Raw genomic sequence first — 19,705 nt, forward strand, 5'->3', positions numbered from 1 at the left:
TTTGGTGAAAAGGCCTCTTTTAAAAAGGATAGAAAGTCCCTATATTACGTCTGTTGGGTAACCAACTATGGCGATAAACGTTGCATGGAATAAACGTTGCGGACCCGGGGGCGGTACCCGGCGCCTCCACCAAAAATGCAGAATTGGGACGGGTTTCCTGTATTTTTGATGGGGGCGAAATAGGCTCGACGCGCGCAGTAAAGATGTTATTTTCGCTCGGCATGATACCACCGATACCGGGTCAATTTTATAAATGCTAACGATAATAACGAAGCATTTGCCGTAGCTGCTTAATTGCACTACACGGGGTTCGGGGGGGCACCTGGCAACAGAAGCCCCTCCACTTATATTGACATCCTGTAAACCCGGAGGATATCTGGAACAGATCGCAGGTAGCATTAACAAATAAAGACGACCTCAGTGTTGACGCGAATCTAATGGAGCGACGATAAGGTATGGCAGACGACATCAATTATAACTCAATGGTTGAAAAAGCGCTTCTTGAAGTTGTTCGCGAATCCTTAAGATATGCCGCGGAACATGGACTTCCCAGTGACCAGCATTTCTACATAACTTTCAAAACCCGGTTCCCCGGCGTTACCATTCCCAAGCATTTATCGAAGCGTTATCAAGATGAAATGACTATTGTTCTGCAACACCAATTCTGGGACATTAAAGTCGAGACCACCTATTTCAGCGTAGATTTAAGTTTTAACCATAAGCGAGAGACGCTGACTATTCCATTCGATGCGCTTACGGCCTTCGCAGATCCTTCCGTTCAATTCGGATTGCAGTTCACGTCAATTATGCCTGGGGCCAATGAAGAAATTACCTCGGCCGATGACCACGTCGATGATGCCACGAACAGACCGGACGATGCAGGCAACGACGAAACCAAGCCTGTTGAGAAACAAGGTGAAGTCATTGCCCTTGATGCCTTTCGCAAGAAATGACATAAAATAAAGTACCTATATATATCTGACCTCTTGTTTAATCGAGAATTTGCCTGATGCCCGAATTTCACTATCAAGAAATGTTCGCCACTGGCGAAGATACCACACCTTATCGCAAACTGAGCAGCGCGCATGTCTCGACCATAACTGTCGACGGACAGGAAGTTCTGAAAGTTGAGCCCGAAGCTCTTTCACTGCTGACAGCCGAGGCCATGCGCGACATGGCCCATCTATTGCGGCCTAAGCATCTTCAGCAACTTGCCAGTATCTTGAAGGATGACGAGGCCTCGGAGAATGATAAATTTGTGGCGACACAATTGTTGAAAAACGCGAATATTGCCGCGGGCATGGTCCTACCCGGCTGCCAAGATACGGGCAATGCGATCATTATGGGGAAAAAAGGACAGTTTGTTTGGACCGATGGGACTGATAAAGAACAATTGTCCCACGGTGTTTACAAAACCTATACTGAAACTAACTTACGTTATTCCATGCTCGCCCCACTGAGCATGTTTGATGAAAAAAATACTGGGACAAATCTTCCGGCGCAAATCGATTTATACGCGACAAATGGCGCTGAATACGAATTTTTATTCATCGCTAAAGGCGGTGGGTCGGCCAATAAGTCTTTCTTGCATCAAGCGGTTCCTAGTGTGCTAACTCCCGATAGGCTGGTGCCATTCATCCAAGAAAAAATGACCGAACTTGGAACAGCTGCCTGCCCACCCTACCATCTTGCCGTCGTCATCGGTGGAACCTCTGCGGAGGATACCATGAAGACGGTCAAACTAGCCTCAACGAAATACTATGATGAGCTGCCAACGACAGGTAATGAATATGGTCGCGCCTTTCGCGATGTGGAAATGGAGCAGGAAATCCTCAAAGTCGCACAAGGCATCGGTATTGGCGCTCAATTTGGAGGTAAATATTTTTGCCACGATGTTCGGGTTGTCAGGATGCCTCGCCATGGTGCAAGTGTTCCCCTGGGGATCGGTGTATCCTGTTCAGCAGACCGACAAGTCAAAGGTAAAATAACCAAGGACGGCATCTTTCTGGAGCAACTCGAGACCAATCCAGCCCAGTATTTACCTGAGATCTCGAATGAAGAACTAGAAGACCATGTGGTTAAAGTCGACTTGAACCAGCCGATGAAAGAAATCCTGGCGACTCTATCACAATATCCAATCAAAACTCGGCTGAGCTTAAGTGGCACGATTATTGTGGCCCGTGATATGGCCCATCGTAAATTGCGTGAACTGCTTGAAAATGGAGAAGGTCTTCCACAATACTTCAAAGATCACATTATCTACTATGCCGGCCCGGCAAAAACACCGAAGGGATATGCATCAGGTTCTTTTGGACCGACAACCGCGGGCCGTATGGATGGCTATGTAGATCAGTTTATGGCAGAAGGCGGCAGTATGGTTATGTTGGCGAAAGGTAACCGGAGCAAAGCCGTCGTCGACGCCTGCAAAAAACATGGCGGATTCTATTTGGGATCCATCGGTGGCCCAGCAGCCATTTTGGCACAGGATAACATCAAGAAAGTTGAAGTTCAGGAGTTTGAAGACTTCGGCATGGAAGCCATTTGGCGCATTGACGTTGTTGATTTCCCAGCCTTCATTGTCATGGACGATAAAGGAAACGACTTTTTTGCAGCAAAACGGCCAAAATTTTGACAGATGAGAAGGGCCAATGCCCGGCACCATTATAAAGCACTCAGTCCGCATAGCGGGCCATCAAACGAGCATCTCACTTGAACATAAATTCTGGGATATCCTTCAGGAAATCGCCCTGCGCCAGAATATCAGCATGAATAAGCTGATCACGAATATTGATGCAACCAGATCGGGAAATATGAGCAGTACCATACGGCTGTTTGTTCTTGAGGATTTGGAGCACCGACTTTTATCGAATCCTGATTGACTCGAAATTTTTTGTAGGAATACTCTACCCAAGCACTATATTAAGATATATCTAGAAAGCTTAATTCTTGTGAGGCTGCAAGCACTATGGGCGATGTCGTCAATCTAAATCAATTCCGAAAAAAACAGGAACGAAAAGCAGCTAAAGCTAAAGCAAGCTACAACCGCCGGGCTCATGGCCGGACGAAGGCGGAACGCATATCAGACGAAAAACAGTATCGTCAGAATACCAAAGAGCTTAATAACAAGAAACTGGAAAACAAGCCAAAAACTGACGACAATACGAATGCTGAAAATTAGGCATTTCTTCACTTTTTTTTCTTAAAAATAGACAAATATTGTCACGAAGCTGACTCAACGTTCGTCTACAAAGTGGTTATTGCAAAGCAAATTCAATAACTCGCGGGGATTTTTATGAATAACGAACCAGATCAAAAAGAGCCTGCATTGCGGGAAATTCTGGAAGACCCAATCATTCATGCTGTCCTCAAACGAGATGGGCTGACAGTTGAGGATGTAAAAAAAGTCGTTCATTCTTATCAGAAAACTGCCAAAAAAACTTCGAATTAGGCTCGACTGAAACCAATATCAGCGTGACGAATTTACATCTAAAGCCATCTTTTATTGTGCAATAATGTCCTGTCGCGGTATGATCATTAATTAAATTCGATCGTCGCTACAACCAAAAGACAGGGCATCATGACAGCAGCAACTAAATATAAGAAAAAATCTGCAACAATCCGTGGCATGAAAATGGCCTATATCGAAGAAGGCGAAGGCGACCCGATTGTTTTCTTGCATGGCAATCCAACGTCTTCGTATTTGTGGCGAAATATCATGCCTCATTTGGAAGGTAAAGGCCGGCTAATTGCCCCGGATCTTATCGGAATGGGTGATTCCGAAAAACTTCAAGACAGCGGTCCGGATAGCTATACTTTCATAGAACATCGGAATTTTTTGCATGAGTTACTGGCTTATTTGGAAGTCGAACAGAACGTGACTTTAGTTATACATGATTGGGGTTCCGCACTCGGTTTCGATTGGGCAAATCAAAATCAAAGCGCCATGAAGGGCATTGCCTATATGGAGGGTATTGTCCGCTCTGTCCCCAGCTGGGATAATTGGCCAGAAGCCGCCCGCAATATTTTTCAAGGATTCCGTAGCCCTGCAGGAGAAGAGCTGGTTCTTGAAAAAAACATTTTTGTTGAACGGGTTTTGCCAAGCTCTATTATCCGAAAATTAGATGATGCTGAACAGCGGGAGTATACGCGGCCGTTCCGCAATGCCGGGGAAGACCGCAGGCCTACATTGACCTGGCCACGTCAAATACCAATAGCTGGCGAGCCAGAAGAAGTTGTTGAGATCGTCGACAACTACTCCGAATGGCTCAGTCAGACGGAACTCCCAAAGCTGTTCATCAATGCAGATCCCGGGTCTATTTTAGTCGGGCCTCAACGAGAATTCTGCCGCAGCTGGCCTAATCAAACTGAAGTAACTGTCAAAGGCCTACATTTCATTCAGGAAGACAGTCCCGACGAAATTGGTCAGGCAATTGCCGATTTCGTGACGAAGATCTAACCCAGGGAATATTGGCTAATCATGGCGTCTCCGACCAAAAAAATAAAACTTAATCCACTCCAAAGTAAAACTTTAGTATTGCTTCAAATTCTGGCTCGGGATGCGGACAGTTCCGCAGCCATAGCTGAATCGAATGATATTCGTGTCACTCGTTTACCACATGGTCATGGCAACCATATGCATGTCGGACAATATGTGGTGGCAGCTAAAGATGCCAGCGGCCTCGACAATCCAGCAGTGTGGACGGCTTTGTCACGCAAAGGGTTTGTTCGCGAAAATTGGCAAACAGAAATTATAATTACAGCGGCAGGGCTTGCCTTTTCCACTGGCCTTGAAAGTAAGTTTGTATCAACATCTGATCATTAACTCACATTCAGCAGGAATCATTTCCGATGAAATCTGAACAGGATCGAAAGCTCACAACCATTTTATGCGCCGATGTTGTTGGCTACAGTCGACTTATGAGCGAAGATGAAGAAAAGACGCTAGATCGACTGAAGCTAACACGAGAGATTTTCAAACGATATATTAACGAGTATTCAGGGCGCATCGTTAATATGACCGGAGACGGTTTGGTCGCTGACTTTTCAAGCGCTGTTAAAGCCATGCAATGCGCCATCGAAATTCAAAATAAATTGAACAAGGACAACACAAATCTTCCGAAAACCGACCAAATGCCCTACAGAATTGGGCTTAATTTAGGCGACGTCATTATTGAAGGTGACGATATTTTTGGCGAGGGTGTTAATGTAGCGGCTCGACTAGAAGCGATGGCGCCAGTCGGCGGGATCTGCATTTCTGGTCCGCTTTTTGATCAAGTTAAGAACAAGTTTCCCATGACATTCGACTTTCTGGGGAATAAGACCGTAAAGAATATTGCCGATCCCGTAGCCGTCTACTCACTTTCCCTCAATGAATCTGCCGACAATCAAGCATCCATATCTACTGAGGCACAACCCGAAAACGTCAGTCCAGCCACTGATCATGATGAGGACACGAGACTTCGTAAGATGGTCAAGAAACAAGCAGCTTTCTACAGGCTTGCCTTGATTTACGGTAGCATAACGGTATTTTTGTTCGTTATAAATGCAGCCACCTCAAGCGGTTACTGGTGGTTTTTCTGGGCCGCTGGGCCAATGGCACTGGTTCTTGCCATACGCGCAATATCCGTCTTCGGCAAAGGTCCCGTCGGAGAAGATTGGGAAGAACGCAAATTTTCCGAACTTAAAGAAAAGAACCGCAAGGGCTTATCCTAGGATTCGTCAACTGTAATTTTGTTAGCGATATCATCCAGCACCTGATTATCGGGATTTAGATGATTGCTGAAGAAGACGATCGGCGTGTCCGCAGCTGTAAATGTTAATGCTGCCTGCCCGCCGATCTCACTCAGATCCCAAGCATCGCCTTGCCCGCGGTTTTCTGTCAGGATTCCTAATACATCAAAAAGCTGATCAAGATCCACTGTATCTTCACCGGTGTCAAAATCTGAAATCGTAATCTCAAAGCCTGGGTCCGAGGGATCGTTCAAATAGTTTCCGGTAATCGCAAATACGTCTTCGCCAGAACCGCCCTCAAGGAAATCATTACCCCCATTTCCCTGCAAGGTGTCATTCCCACCATTTCCGATTATCAAGTCATCCGCCGCGCTTCCGATCAACAGCTCGGCACCACCACTTCCCTCAAAGACTTCATTAACAAAATTCACGGAAAGAACAGCACTACTTGTGTCGCCATCCCCGTCAGTCAAGAAATATTCAAAACTATCGTCACTGCCAGGATCAACTGATTGCGGCGCCGTATAAGTATAATTACCGGCCATATCGATGGAAAGGGTTCCGCCCAAATCTGTTTCAATTACTAGTGGGTCGGTATTTTGCGGGATGTCATAATTCACGGCATTGTAAGTCAAACTCGTCAGCGTTCCACCGTCAGCCCCCAAAAGGTCAACAACACCAGAATTAACAACATTATCAGATTCTACAACTGGAATTGTATCGACGAGAACAGTTCCAAGATCGTTTGGGTCTATCAATACAATGGGCTCTTCACCAGCGTTTTCAACTTTGGCCAATTCGACTGTGTCCGTACCCGAGCCAATACCGACCGCTACAACTTCAATATTGTTGTTTGCCACAAACGTCTGCCAATCATTACCGCCTGAAGTTGGCACGCCTTGTCCATTATTTGGGGCGCCGTCGGAAATAAAATAAGCGATATGATTTGAATCATTCAAATCTGAATCAGCCAAATGCTCATTCAAAATGCCTTGCGCCCCAGTTTCATTATCCGCGACTGCAGCAGCATAACTTGTGCCACCCCCGGGAACTAAATTGGCTGTATCATTAATAAAAGCTTGAGCATCAGAAATTGATGTACCTTCAAAAACAATACTTGCCGCGCTGGCAAATCCAATAATCGTAATATTAACACCGCGCGATACGTCTTCGTATTCACCGAGTAAGTTACTCACTGATTGCTTCAACACGTCCATGCGCGTGCCGCTTCCACCGCTAACGGATTGCCCCATGGAGCCGGATGTATCCAGGACAAACACGAGATTATAGGCCGGCAATTGAGGGGCCTCAAGAACCACCTCATCTGGACTTGCCAACGGAACATCATCTACAATTGTCGCACTAAAGGATCCCGAAGCGCTGGTACCATCATTATCTTCCGCATTGAAACCAAAGGAGAATAATTGGCTGTCTTCACCATTGCTGCCGTGGTCAATAACATCCAACAAGGTCATCGAATATCCGTAGTTATCTCCATCGCCACTCGGCGCAAAATCAAGCGTGAAAACATTTCGCGGCGCTCCATCTTCTGGAACAGTCGCCGCCGTCACGCGTTGCGTTACGCCGTCAGCCAATGTCGTCAAATCATATTCCACATCATCGCCACGAGAGGTTATGATTGGCAGATTATCGATGGTTAGAGTGACCGAACCTGCGCCATCTAATCCCAGATCGATATCGACGACTCCAGTGGCTGTTGAGGGCTCAGGCGTGAGATCCGATCCACCTGGCAAATCGTCTTCATCCAACACAACGTTCTCTGCCGTGCCTATAACAGGAGCGCTATCACTTACTTCAATACGAAGGACGCTGGAAACCGCCGTTCCAATTTCATCAAATGCTGTAAAAGCGAGATCAAAATCAACAAGAGGTACAGCATTGCCGAAGCTATCCACATGATCAAGAGGTCCATCGAGGGTCATGTCATATGTTCCCTCTTCAGACAGCACAATCGTAAATATTGTTGCACCGCCGGCTGTACCGATAACTGTATCTGTGCCAAGTCCTGTAAGGACAACCGGTGACCCGCCTGAAGATACTTCTGATGCCGCAAAATCAGTTTGCTGGTCATCAAAAACTACAGCGCTCAGCGTCCCTTCAACGACACCGAGAGATCCATTTTCAACATTGCCATCTGTATCAGCTTCGTCAAGATCCGCAACGTCAGGGTTTTCTATTGTTATCGCCGGCTCATCATCAATAATATCAATGGAAAGCACATCTGCGTCACCGTCCGTGACCACATTGTCGGACGCTCCCACTATTGAAATAGTTAAAGATTCTGTTCCTTCAAAAATATCATCATCCAAAAGCGGTATATTGACGCTGACTGTTGATCCGGCGGGAAGACCGGCCTCTCCCCCATCGAAAGTAACCGTTTTGATAGCATCTGCACTATAGTCACTGCCATCAGAGGCTGAACCCGAAATTATATAGTCAATATCCAGTGTTGCACCGGCACCAAGGGCCTTGTCCAATATTAGCTCAAAGGAAAGAATACCGGCCCCTTCTCCTACTTCGCCACCACTGATCGGGACACCATCCAAAGCCGCTCCGGTGATCCGGACGACACCAATATCATCATCTACAATAACAACGACTGTTTCCTTAAAGGCAAAATTGATATTTGCATTGTCCGCGCCGATAAGCTCGATAACGAAAAATTCAAGATTTTCGATTACGTCGTCATCTGAGACTGTCACCGTAAAGCTTGTAGAAGTCTGCCCCACGGGAATGATCGCTGTCCCGTCACCATCAACAACAAAATCATCTGCCGACGCTGTACCCGGACGGACATCATAAGTAATAGTCACTGGAAGGTTGGAAGGCTCGTCCAGGCCTATAACAACTTCGTAAGAGATGATATTCCCTGTCACCGGATCTCTGATGGTATTGACTGAAACTTTCGCGTCAGGCCCGTCACTTACGCCGCCCTCGATGGCTTCGATATCTTGCAGGCTCAATATGGTATTGCCGAGAAGCGGTGCAGATTCCAAAAGACCACTTGAACCCAAACCATCTGAAATAGCCAGCGCCGCAAATTGTTGAAAGTCAGCGCCGCCGCCTGAACTGTTAGATCGATTTCCGCCTTCTGGCTCTATCCGGGTCGGATCAAATTTGTTCTCTTCGTCAAACCAGTTCGGATTAACGAGCTGTAGCGCATCGCCATAAATCGTATAAAGCTGATCCGCCGTTAGAACAACTGGGCTTCCTGGGGCGCTGGAAAAACTCGTTACAGCGACTGATTGGTTTGCTATATTTAGGAGTTGAGAACCACCTTCATTGGCAAAAACAATGGCGCCGGTAAATAAGGTAAAGACTGATTCTTCGCCGATACTTTTGATATGTCCGGACCAACTGGTGCCGCGGATACCAATTGTTCCGACGGGAGTGTTAACGCTCACATTTTCCGGATCGTCCTTGGCTATCTGGCCACTGACCAAGGAAAACACACCTTGCAACAAAGAAACACCAAATGTGCTATCACCGCCCGAAGGATTGTAAATCATTTCATCAAGGACAGCCCGGCCATTCTCGCCCATTGAAAATTGTGTGTCGTCTGCAAAAACGATGGCAAAGGAACCATCCGAGCCGGTTTCCAATACATCTCCCTGAAACACTGCTGCCCCCGGTACCAGCTCATCTATAGTGCCGTCGATATGTTTTGCTGTTACCGTCCCGTTTAGTTCAGTAACCTCACCGATAGGCCCGTTTGCATCAGATTGCGAAGACGAAGATTGTGCTAGCGGTCCCGGACCTGCAAGCTTGCTAACGACGTCTGAGGTAATCTTTGCCCCCCCTTCTGTCAAAAGGTCTGCACCGGGAAAAGACGCGAAATATCCGTTGATCGTAATATAGTCGCCATTTTCAGAGGACAGTTTAAGATCGACACCGTCACGGGAAAATTCTGCCGTTAGCGGGGCAATTTCCGAACCCAGTCGAAGATTTCCTGTGTCGGGTGCGTCATATTCTGCAAGCTGTTTTCCAGACAGAATTTTGTAATTAATATTGTCCACAATCAAATTCCTACAAATTTGCCCCACACGCGCAAATTGGTCTCGTTGCAAAAAATCCACGCTATACGCGCGGCGCGGCGGTGTCTCTCAAAGATAAAATTTCTTTTGATTACAATAAAATAGCAAGTACAAGAGACTAGTAATAATAAATACTATAACATGAATATTCGATATACGCCACATTTTGGACAAATTTTATGAAAGTTTTTCTACTTTATAGTTAATTGTGGCAAAGTATCAGTTGAGGCAATAAGTAGTATATATCAATTGAGATCAAATATTTATGGCAAGTGAAGCGACCACTCAAGTATTCGACGTTATAACCCGGCCTGCCAAATGGTTGTTTTTTGCGGGAAGTGGTCGTTTTTCAGCGATTTTAGTTTTGTTAGCTGCGTTGCTTCTTCAAATATATGATCCGCCTTTTCTCTCAAATTTCCGCGATCGCGTGTTTGACTACTATCAGCAATCGTTGCCGCGAATAGCAACAGAACCACGTCCTGTCGTGGTTATCGATATTGATGAGAATAGCTTGTTAAATCTGGGTCAATGGCCCTGGCCGCGATCGTATCTGGCGCAGCTTGTGACGAACGCTACTCAAAAGGGGGCCGCGGTTATAGGTTTCGATATTTTATTTGCGGAGGCAGATAGATTATCACCCGACAAAGTATCTCAGAGTATTCCGGGCCTTTCCGACGAGTTAAAAGCGCAGCTTGCAACACTTCCTTCCTTTGATCACATCTTCGCCACCGAAATAGCGGCCAGTCGTGTTGTATTAGGTATTTCAGTAAGCCCTGAAATCGATGGCGCAAATAATTACGGTATGGACCGCGTTCCGTCTTTTGCTGCTTTGGGTAAAGATCCCAAGCCATTCTTGAAAACCTTTCCTGCATTGATAGGAAATATTGAAATACTGGATAAAGCCGCAGCCGGTCGCGGCATGGTTAGTCTCGATCAGGATTTCGATGGCATCGTCCGCAGGGTACCTCTGGCCAACAAAGTCGGCGATAAAATCATCCCAACCCTGGCACTTGATATGTTGCGGGTGGCAACTGGTCGAAATGTAGTCATTCAGACCAATGATAACGGCATTGTTGGATTTAAAATTGCCGGGACACTGGTGCCGACAGATACGAAAGGTCGTATCTGGATTAAGTATTCGGAATTTGATCCGGAGCAGTACATTTCTGCGTTAGATGTCATCAATGATACAGTCGACCCGGCGCGACTTGCCGGAAAAATGGTCCTTGTTGGGACATCGGCTACTGGCTTGAAGGACCTTCGGGCTTCGCCGCTCACATCGAACCTGCCTGGTGTAGAAATGCATTTGCAGTTGCTCGAAAATATATGGACTCAATCCTATATGTTTCGCCCCGAATATGTAGCGCTTTTCGAGTGGATCGGAACGTTATTGACCGGACTAACGTTAATTATTCTCGTCCCACTTGCCGGCGCCCGAATGACATTGGGCTTGCTCCTACTCGTGGGTACAATCGCTGTGTCTTCCTCGGCCTATTTCTTTATCTATCACTCTGTTTTAATTGATGTCACTTACACGCTTTTTGCTTCCACGTTGATATATATAACGCTTGTTTACGCCACTTATCTTAGTACAGAGCAGGAACGCACACGAATTAGGACGGCATTCGCTCTCTATCTTTCCCCGGAACTCGTCAATCGCCTATCTGCCTCGCCGGAAAGTCTCGTACTGGGGGGAGAAGAAAAGGAAATGACCTTCCTATTTTGCGATATTCGAGGTTTTACTCTCATATCCGAAAGCTATAAAAACGACCCGCAAGGCCTCACGCATTTAATCAATCGATTTCTAACGCCAATGACAGGCGAAATTCTTGATCGCAATGGAACAATTGATAAGTATATGGGCGATTCCATTATGGCCTTTTGGAACGCCCCCATCGATAACCCAATGCATCCAAAAGATGCCGCTGATACGGCTTTGCAGATGATCCCACAGCTGAGCAAACTCAACGCTGAACTTAAAATTGAAGCTGTCGCAGAAGATCGCATATTTAAGCCCTTACGAGTTGGCATCGGTTTGAATACCGGCTCCTGCATTGTTGGCAACCTGGGATCGGAACAACGGTTTGACTACTCCGTATTGGGCGACCCAGTTAATCTGGCGTCCAGGCTTGAAGGGCAAACCAAGGATTACGGTTTCAGCATAATTATCGGCGAAAATACCGCTCAAAGTCTCGGGGGTTACGCAATGATAGAGCTTGATTTGATTGCCGTTAAAGGCAAACAGGACGCCGTGAGAATATTTGGCTTACTTGGTGATCAAGAGCATTGTGATAACCAGAAATTTGCTGACGCCAAGAAACTTATAGATGAGTTTCTTGGGCTCTATCGCACCCGACAATGGGTTGAAGCCCTAGAATTAACAAAAGCTATGCAAGAATCCAATCCGAGGCTCAGTACATTCGCTGAAATGTATAAAACGCGTATAGACGAGTTCATATTATCCCCGCCCCCCGCAGATTGGGATGGCGTTTATCGAGCGACGAAAAAATAGAAAAATTAAAACCCATTCCCAGCATTCATCGCTCCAAGCCGCGCAGTAATCTGACGAAACCCTTCAACAGTATCTTCGACGATATCAGCTGCTGATTTCTGTTCGAATACAAGACTTGCTGATTGGCCAGCCAAGCCGACACTCGCTTCCATATCTCCACCGAAGTATAAATCCTGAATGCGTGCAAATGTATCTTTTGGCATCAACCCGTCTTCATGAATGGAAAGAGTTCGTGCCGTTTTTAAAGCACGAATGCAAGGCGTTCATTTTTTTTGTTTAGAACATAGGTTCCAGTGTCTTCCGCATCGATAATCGCATTTTTATAATTCACGTGAACCGGGCTTTCTTTAGCTGACACAAATCTTGTCCCCATTTGCACAGCTTCAGCGCCAACCGCAAATACAGCTGCCATGCCCCGACCATCGACAATTCCGCCTGCCGCAACCATGGGGACATCGACTTTGTCACGTATGGCTTGCAATAAGACTAATGTGGAAACTTCTTCTGGGTTTTTAAATCCGCCCTCTTCAGACCCTTCGACGATTAGACCATCAACTCCAGCCTCTACAGCCTCTACAGCCTTCAATGCCGCCTTAACTGTTGGTACCGCATGATAAACAATGATGTCGTGAGCTTTTAGAATTTCGATTAATTTAGCTGGGTTTCCGGCAGATGTGGTTACGAACTTTACGCCACATTCCGCGACAAACTTGATCATGCTTTCGTCACGGAGAAACAATAGTGGCAGGTTTATGCCGAATGGAGCGTCCGTTAGCTCCTTCATATTTTTTATTTCTCGAATGCAGTTCTCAGTTTCACCGAAAGATGTTTCAATAACCCCTAATCCACCCGCATTGCAAACAGCTGAAGCCAATGGTGAACTTGCGATCAGCCCATAGGCGCCTGAATTATCGGGTATTTTGCGCCAGTATGTGCAAGTACGCGGTTCATTTATTACCCCTAAATTCGAGTAGGCTTTAGTCGAATGAGAGTCCCACAACTTCTGCCAAATCTTTCAGGGCTTGATCTTCACTGACAACTTTAATGGTTTTCATTCCCAGAACCGAAGCTGGCTTCAAATTTATGCCCAAATCGTCAAGATAGACAACTTCTTCGGCGGCAACACCCATTTCAGAACAAGCAAATTCATAAATTCTCGGATCAGGTTTGCGCAGCCCTATCTTGCTTGATTCAATAACTTGATTGAACAATGCCATCACTTCCCTAACCTCAGCTTGCGCCATTGCGTCGCGGGTCATTCCGGGTCCTTTTCCAGCGGCTACATTATTGGTAAGGCACGTACAATTGAATTTTTCACGACACGCCTTCAAAGCTTGAACCATACGAGGACGAACATTTCCGGCTAATAATTTGATTATTTCAATTCCCGCAATCGAATGCCCTAGCGCTTCACTCTCTTGTTCGAATAATTTGTCGAATTCGTCCATTGTCACATCACTGCGCTCAAACTTCGCCCAGGCGTTCGTATCCGGGTTCGTCGAATTAATTTGACGGACAAAATTTTCCGGCAACCCTCTTTCTTTCTCAAATCGAGCAAAAGAATCGAATGGACTCGTCGTTAGAACCCCTCCGAAATCCCAGAGAACAGCTTTAATCATGTTGGAATGAGCCTTTTCTGTCTGCGTGCAAATCTCCCGAAATCATACGGTGAAATGCTGTTATTCTTGATTTTGTCGGATAGTGACAGCGGTGAAATGCCTTGTCAAACATGATCACGCTTTGAAATACGAATAAAATTCATTACGTTAAGATTTATCGTATAAAGTCGTACAATTGTAATAACGGGAGTATCCGTATGAAAGTCGCCGTTCTGTCTGTATTTTGTTTCTTCGTTTTTGCACCGGGAGCAATGGCATATGATTCTGATGATATTAAAAAGCTGAAGGAGACAGGAAGTTGTGCAGGCTGTGATTTACGGGCCGCAAAGCTGCAATCCGAAAATTTCACGGATGCTTACTTAAAAGGCGTTAATTTACGCGATACAATTCTTAAGGAAGTCATTCTCGAAAACGCCAATTTGACCAACGCCGATTTACGCCGCGCTGATTTAGAAAAGTCAAATTTGGTAAATGCGGATCTTGAAAGCGCTATAGTTCAGGGTGCAGATCTTGAGAAAGCCAATATGAAAGGTGCAAACCTCAAACAAACCGATCTTAGAAGTGCCGATTTCGAAAGTGCGAACATCGAAGGCGGTAAGTTTCAAAAAGCAGATATTCGTAAAGCCAATTTTAAAAGAGCATTTTTGAAGGCAGCAAATTTTAGCGATGCCAACCTTACAGAGGCAAACTTTAAACGCGCCGACATGACCGATGTAACCATGACGAATTCGGAGTTGCGGGATGCCAATTTTTCCCGAGCGAATCTAACAAATGCGCGCCTACAAGAGGCCGATTTACGCCGTGCAAATTTTCACAGGGCTATTCTAATCAACGCTAACCTGGCAGGCTCGGAGCTTGAAGATGCAACATTCTGGGGGGCGAATTTGTCTGGTGCAAACTTTGACGATGTTGAGGGCTTGGAACAAGAACAGTTGGATCCTGCTTGCGGCGACGCTAAAACCGTTTTACCAAATGACTTACTTGTCAAAATGTGCCCGTAAATAAGACATTTAGTGTGTAGAGCAATATTCTCAAAGTTGATAAATAAGATCGGGTAACTTACCCAAATCTGTAATCTCGTGGAACTTTGGGTCCGTTACAGGTGCGGCGGCATGCTCCAGCGCCCATGTTAAATCATGGGGTACGTGCACACCCCAGCTTCCCGCAGCAAGAGCCGGAATAACATCAGATTTCAGAGAATTTCCGACCATCATGCAGTTATGCGGTACGTTCGAATGCTGCCGAAAGATACGACGGTATACCTCTGGTTTCTTTTCACTGACGATTTCAACAGTTTCAAACAGTTCTCCCAATCCAGATTGAGCAAGCTTTCTTTCCTGATCAAACAAATCGCCCTTGGTAATCATAACTAACTGAAAACTGGAGGATAACTCGTTCAGTGTTTCCGTGACATAAGGCAATGTTTCTATTGGATGGCGCAACATATCACGCCCTGTGCGCAAAATATCGTGAAGTACTGTTGCCGGCACTTTGTCTTGAGTGACTTCGATGGCCGTTTCGATCATCGACAATGTGAACCCTTTAACGCCGTAGCCGTAGAATTCGAGATTCCGACGCTCCGCGGCCAGAAGCCGTTCAGTAATGTGATCTCCAGCAGCATAATCCTTCAGAAAATCCGTAAATTTTTCTTCCGTCATTCGAAAGAACGTTTCATTCTGCCATAGGGTATCGTCCGCATCGAACGCGATAACAGACAGCGATGAAGTGCGGGCCATGTTGTCCCCCCATAAAATGGTAAGCTGTGATTCTACTCGGCCGCCTGATCTGGGATGATCTTGCCGGGATTCATAATGTTGTCCGGATCCAACGCATGCTTCAATGTCGCCATGACATCAACTGCCTCGCCATGCTCCCGGTACATATATTTCTTCTTGCCAAGCCCAATGCCATGCTCACCAGTACAGGTTCCGTCCATCGCCAAAGCCCGATCAATCAACCGCCCATTCAGACGTTCCGCTTCGGCCAGCTCTTCGGGGATTTCCTTCTTGATAACGAATGACAAATGAAAATTACCATCGCCTACATGACCGACTAACGGTGCTATGAGGAAACTGCCTTCAAGGTCTTTCTTGGTTTCAAGAATACAATCCGCCAAACGAGAAATGGGAACACAGACATCTGTCGCCCAAATTTGCGCCCCATTTCGCAATGCGATTGCAGCATACGCTGCGTCATGTCTGGCTTGCCAGAGTTTCGTGCGTTCTTCAACCTGTGTCGTCCACGCAAACCCTTGGGCTCCAAACTCTGAACATATATCGCTCACTTGCTCTGCCTGTTCTTTCACATAAGCTTCACTCCCGTGAAATTCCAGAAACAGCGTCGGTTTTACCGCCAGATCAAGGTTGGAATATCGATTGATGGCGTCGACCTGCACCTCGTCCAGCAACTCTATTCGGGCCACTGGAATACCAGTCTGGATCGTCAGGATCACGGCTTGGATAGCTCCTTCGATATCCGGAAAACACACTGTCGCAGCCGAAATCGCTTCTGGAATCCCATACAGCTTCAACGTGACTTCTGTTATAATTCCCAATGTACCTTCCGCGCCAATATAGAGTTTTGTCAAATCGTACCCAGCTGCGCTTTTTTTAGATCGGTGGCCAGTTGAGATGATCCGACCATCCGGCAAGACAACTGTCATACAAAGAATATTTTCTCGCATGGTGCCATAGCGGACGGCATTTGTACCCGATGCGCGGGTCGAAGCCATGCCGCCAATAGATGCGTCTGCACCAGGATCAATAGGGAAAAATAAGCCTGTATCACGTAAATATTCATTCAATTGTTTGCGGCGCACTCCCGGTTGAACCGTGCAATCTAGATCTTCCGGGCTAACCCTTAGAATTTCATTCATCTCATTTAAATCGACGGAAATCCCACCATGCACAGCGTTCACGTGACCTTCCAATGATGTGCCTGCACCAAAGGGAATGATGGGCACTTTGTGGAGCGCACATACTTTAACGATTTCAGATACTTCTTCCGTGCTTCGCGCAAAACAAACAGCATCCGGCGCAGCTGGAAAATGCCAACTTTCATCATGCCCATGCTGTTCACGCACCGCTTCCGCCGTCGTGCAACGTTTTCCCAAAAGATCCGTAAGTTTCTCAATTACCTGATCCATTTCCGCATGCTGGCCGGCCATAAAATTTCCCTCTTAATCGTCATTCGCCGGGCTAGTCAGCCCGTTATAAAGACATTATCATATATTCTGACCGTAATTCAAAATAAGAAATCCGTCTGCTTTTCCAGAAAAAAGGTAATAACAATGACTGGCCCAGCCGTCCCTGCCATACACCAACAATCCGTTCTTACAGAATGGATTGATTATAATCGCCACATGAATGTTGCGTTTTATGTTTTAGTATTTGATCAATCTCTTGATGTTTTCCTTGATGAGATCGGTTTAACGCGAGAATATCGGGAAGGCGCAAATTGTACGGTTTATGTGCTGGAAACACATGTCACTTACCTTCAGGAAGTTCATGAAGGTGATCTCCTTGAGATGACTGTGAGGGTGATTGATTGTGACGAGAAACGTATGCATCTTTTTCTAGAAATGTATCATCGGGACAAAGGATATTTAGCCGCAACGTCCGAACAAATGATCATGCATCTAGATAAAACGGGCCCAAAAGCAGCCCCAATGCCTGCAACGATGCTCACGGCCCTCGAAGCAAATAAGGCGAGTTTCAAGGAAACTCCAAAACCTAAACAGTCTGGCAACGTCATTGGCATTCGGCGGAGGCAATAAAAAACGCCGGAGCTAAAGGCGGCGTTTTTCAGTTCGGTATTTTCAGAAAATATCAGGCGGCTTCTGCCTCTCTGGAACCGCCTAACTTGGCAATCAAATAGTCTACGTTATCACCGTCGAACTGATCTTCGAAATGCGTCAGGACACGCTCAATAACCTGATTGCGGTAACGTTCCCGATCTCCAGGAGCCCCGTCAAAGTCAAGCTCGTTGGCAACCTCCAAACCGACTTTCATAATTTCGTGCAAACCACCTGGAATATGTGATTTTTTGCATAACTGCTTTAGCCCCTCGCCGCCGGCATCATTGACAAGAATGTGAACATTAGCAACCGCAATATCCGAATATTTGGCCATCGCAGTTTCAAAGAAATCTACATCTCCAACGCAAAGAGCTCGTAATATAATTGTGGGGGTTAACCTGCCATTATCATAAAGTTGGTCGATCAAGCTTATTAAGTCTGCGTGACTTGCGCCATCCTTGATAAAACCGATCATGGTCTTCTCACGACTTTCCAATATGATATCGGTGGCCATGCCTGGGGACATTTCATGATGGCTGACGAGATGATCGCGAAGTTTATCGGATACCATCGATACCAAACGCTCCGTGACCGTAATCGGCAATTTACTCCGATGCACCATGGGCGCGTTTACTTTTTCACTGTCTCCAAACTGATCTAGAACTTTTTCAAAAGTATCTTCGGAAATTTCAGCGCCTTCATTACTCATAAGGGTAGCAACAACGTCTTCATTCCCGGTTTCTGCCAGTTTTTCGGAAACTGCTTCAGAGACTACGACGCGGCTGGCGACAGCCGTCTGATGCATATCTGATTGTGAAGAAATAATTTCAAATAAATCATCATCGGAAAGAGCTTCAGAGAAGCTGATCATCGGTGTGGCAACATCAGCAACATCGCTGGCAAGCGTTTTCGCAATATCGTTTGGTAAATCCGGAATAGCCTTCAGTGTTTCAGCCAATGTTTGGCGAACCAGCACTTCCGCATCATTCACAAGCAGCCGAAATATCTCTTCTGCTTCAAGACGCTCTGTGGGGTTAAACCCTCCATCTCCAAGGCCGCCCGCAATCTTTTCAACTGTTTCTGCACGTACTTCAGCGGAACGATCTGTTAGTAACCGTTCGACGTCCGCTGGACTTAAAGAACCCGAATTTGCCACTTTGGCTCCAATATTTGAATTAATCCCAAGTTCAAATATCGCCGATTAATCTTAATATTCCCTTAATCAAGTCGCCCTTCGACAACCTCTTTTATGGTACGGATCTGATCCTCAACCTTAATATTCAGGATGCTCGTGATTTCCAGGTCTTTGTCTTCATAAACATCTTCACCCGGTTTTTGGGCTTGCCATTCCAAAATGCGGGCATCTCGGGCAATAATCAGACGTTCAATCTGGGGCCTGAATATAATTATCATCGCAGTCAACCAGCGGTTTGCGGGCCAAGACGGTGTACTATGGTCGATTGCAAAACTATCCAACATAGCAATAACATCTTTTTTATCGTACCAGTTCTCCCCCGTCACCCAACGGTTCGTGGTAAAAAGCTGGGTAGGGAAGCCCGCGCTATCCATGGATACAGCTATAAGATGCGAAAGGATTTCATCCTCCGCTGTTGGCCATTCCGCAGAACCATCATACGGAACAGGTTTGACGTCTTTTTTCATGCCTTTCAGTCGTAAAAAAGTATGAAAATGGCCATGTTCATCTTCCCTGTGAGAATGGTAATAATACTGAGCATGGGTTTCGTCGTCGTAAATATCCCCTTCAGGATAATGATCCCATTCGTAAAAAGTTCCCTGTCCGCGCAAGATTTCACCGACGATATTTGAGCTGCCCTTTTTCAACACCCGATAACATTCAAGAATTTCGTCTGCCGCTGCGTTCATATTGTTGAGTCGGGCAGGCTTAAAATCGCGCAATACGGCCCGCAACTCGGGGGCATCCATCATCAGCGATGCGCTCATTTCTTCTTCAAGGTTAGTCATCTTGTTCATT

At 46.1% G+C, this 19,705-nt stretch carries 17 protein-coding genes, 1 other RNA gene and 1 pseudogene; 12 read left to right on the forward strand and 7 right to left on the reverse strand.

The annotated features are described in order from the left end of the window. Nucleotides 1-13 precede the first annotated feature (13 nt). The 9 genes from ssrA (at nt 14) to V7723_RS07870 (ending at nt 5,712) form a co-directional block, all read left to right on the forward strand. Nucleotides 14-345, forward strand: a transfer-messenger RNA (tmRNA) gene (gene ssrA / locus V7723_RS07830). A 110-nt stretch (nt 346-455) separates the two neighbouring features. Next, complete coding sequence (locus tag V7723_RS07835; protein WP_335683897.1) at nt 456-953, forward strand: SspB family protein; 498 nt, start codon at nt 456-458, stop codon at nt 951-953. Nucleotides 954-1,009: 56 nt separating this feature from the next. Beyond that, nucleotides 1,010-2,632: a fumarate hydratase gene (locus V7723_RS07840; RefSeq protein ID WP_335683898.1), complete on the forward strand. Its 1,623-nt coding sequence runs from the start codon at nt 1,010-1,012 to the stop codon at nt 2,630-2,632. Between the two features lie 16 nt (nt 2,633-2,648). Further along, entirely contained in the window at nt 2,649-2,879 is a 231-nt protein-coding gene (locus tag V7723_RS07845; protein WP_335683899.1) for a ribbon-helix-helix domain-containing protein, read from the forward strand. Between the two features lie 86 nt (nt 2,880-2,965). After that, on the forward strand, nt 2,966-3,178 hold the full coding sequence (locus V7723_RS07850) for a DUF4169 family protein (RefSeq protein ID WP_335683900.1): 213 nt from the start codon (nt 2,966-2,968) through the stop codon (nt 3,176-3,178). A gap of 114 nt (nt 3,179-3,292) precedes the next feature. Continuing rightward, complete coding sequence (locus tag V7723_RS07855) at nt 3,293-3,448, forward strand: hypothetical protein (RefSeq protein ID WP_335683901.1); 156 nt, start codon at nt 3,293-3,295, stop codon at nt 3,446-3,448. A 129-nt stretch (nt 3,449-3,577) separates the two neighbouring features. Beyond that, on the forward strand, nt 3,578-4,456 hold the full coding sequence (locus tag V7723_RS07860) for a haloalkane dehalogenase (protein ID WP_335683902.1): 879 nt from the start codon (nt 3,578-3,580) through the stop codon (nt 4,454-4,456). 21 nt (nt 4,457-4,477) lie between these two features. Further along, nucleotides 4,478-4,822, forward strand: a complete 345-nt coding sequence (locus V7723_RS07865) for a hypothetical protein (protein ID WP_335683903.1) — start codon at nt 4,478-4,480, stop codon at nt 4,820-4,822. Nucleotides 4,823-4,848: 26 nt separating this feature from the next. Then, complete coding sequence (locus V7723_RS07870; protein WP_335683904.1) at nt 4,849-5,712, forward strand: adenylate/guanylate cyclase domain-containing protein; 864 nt, start codon at nt 4,849-4,851, stop codon at nt 5,710-5,712. On the opposite strand, the gene V7723_RS07875 is transcribed toward V7723_RS07870, so the two are convergent. Continuing rightward, on the reverse strand, nt 5,709-9,767 hold the full coding sequence (locus V7723_RS07875; RefSeq protein WP_335683905.1) for a VWA domain-containing protein: 4,059 nt from the start codon (nt 9,765-9,767) through the stop codon (nt 5,709-5,711). The genes V7723_RS07870 and V7723_RS07875 overlap by 4 nt on opposite strands. A 283-nt stretch (nt 9,768-10,050) precedes the next feature. Here V7723_RS07875 and V7723_RS07880 point away from each other — a divergent pair, with 283 nt between their 5' ends. Further along, the gene (locus tag V7723_RS07880) at nt 10,051-12,297 is read left to right on the forward strand and encodes a CHASE2 domain-containing protein (protein WP_335683906.1); all 2,247 of its coding nucleotides are present in this window, start codon (nt 10,051-10,053) and stop codon (nt 12,295-12,297) included. 5 nt (nt 12,298-12,302) lie between these two features. On the opposite strand, the pseudogene V7723_RS07890 reads toward V7723_RS07880, so the two are convergent. Continuing rightward, nucleotides 12,303-13,248 (reverse strand): annotated as a pseudogene (locus V7723_RS07890) (NAD(P)H-dependent flavin oxidoreductase). Nucleotides 13,249-13,274: 26 nt separating this feature from the next. Next, complete coding sequence (locus V7723_RS07895; RefSeq protein ID WP_335683909.1) at nt 13,275-13,916, reverse strand: HAD-IA family hydrolase; 642 nt, start codon at nt 13,914-13,916, stop codon at nt 13,275-13,277. A 197-nt stretch (nt 13,917-14,113) separates the two neighbouring features. On the opposite strand from V7723_RS07895, the gene V7723_RS07900 reads away from it, so the two are divergent. Further along, complete coding sequence (locus V7723_RS07900) at nt 14,114-14,917, forward strand: pentapeptide repeat-containing protein (RefSeq protein WP_335683910.1); 804 nt, start codon at nt 14,114-14,116, stop codon at nt 14,915-14,917. Nucleotides 14,918-14,947: 30 nt separating this feature from the next. Here V7723_RS07900 and V7723_RS07905 read toward each other — a convergent pair whose 3' ends face one another. Then, nucleotides 14,948-15,652, reverse strand: a complete 705-nt coding sequence (locus V7723_RS07905) for an HAD family hydrolase (RefSeq protein WP_335683911.1) — start codon at nt 15,650-15,652, stop codon at nt 14,948-14,950. Between the two features lie 32 nt (nt 15,653-15,684). Then, nucleotides 15,685-17,082: an FAD-binding oxidoreductase gene (locus tag V7723_RS07910; protein WP_335683912.1), complete on the reverse strand. Its 1,398-nt coding sequence runs from the start codon at nt 17,080-17,082 to the stop codon at nt 15,685-15,687. Between the two features lie 123 nt (nt 17,083-17,205). Here V7723_RS07910 and V7723_RS07915 point away from each other — a divergent pair, with 123 nt between their 5' ends. Then, nucleotides 17,206-17,691, forward strand: a complete 486-nt coding sequence (locus tag V7723_RS07915) for a thioesterase family protein (RefSeq protein WP_335683913.1) — start codon at nt 17,206-17,208, stop codon at nt 17,689-17,691. Nucleotides 17,692-17,743: 52 nt separating this feature from the next. On the opposite strand, the gene V7723_RS07920 is transcribed toward V7723_RS07915, so the two are convergent. Then, nucleotides 17,744-18,868 (reverse strand): DUF2336 domain-containing protein, encoded by a 1,125-nt coding sequence (locus tag V7723_RS07920; protein WP_335683914.1) that lies wholly within the window; start codon nt 18,866-18,868, stop codon nt 17,744-17,746. A 62-nt stretch (nt 18,869-18,930) separates the two neighbouring features. Further along, nucleotides 18,931-19,704, reverse strand: coding sequence for a DUF6969 family protein (locus V7723_RS07925; protein WP_335683915.1), 774 nt, complete (start codon nt 19,702-19,704; stop codon nt 18,931-18,933). Nucleotide 19,705 lies beyond the last annotated feature (1 nt).

It is taken from the genome of Sneathiella sp., from assembly GCF_036960985.1.
GTDB lineage: Bacteria > Pseudomonadota > Alphaproteobacteria > Sneathiellales > Sneathiellaceae > Sneathiella.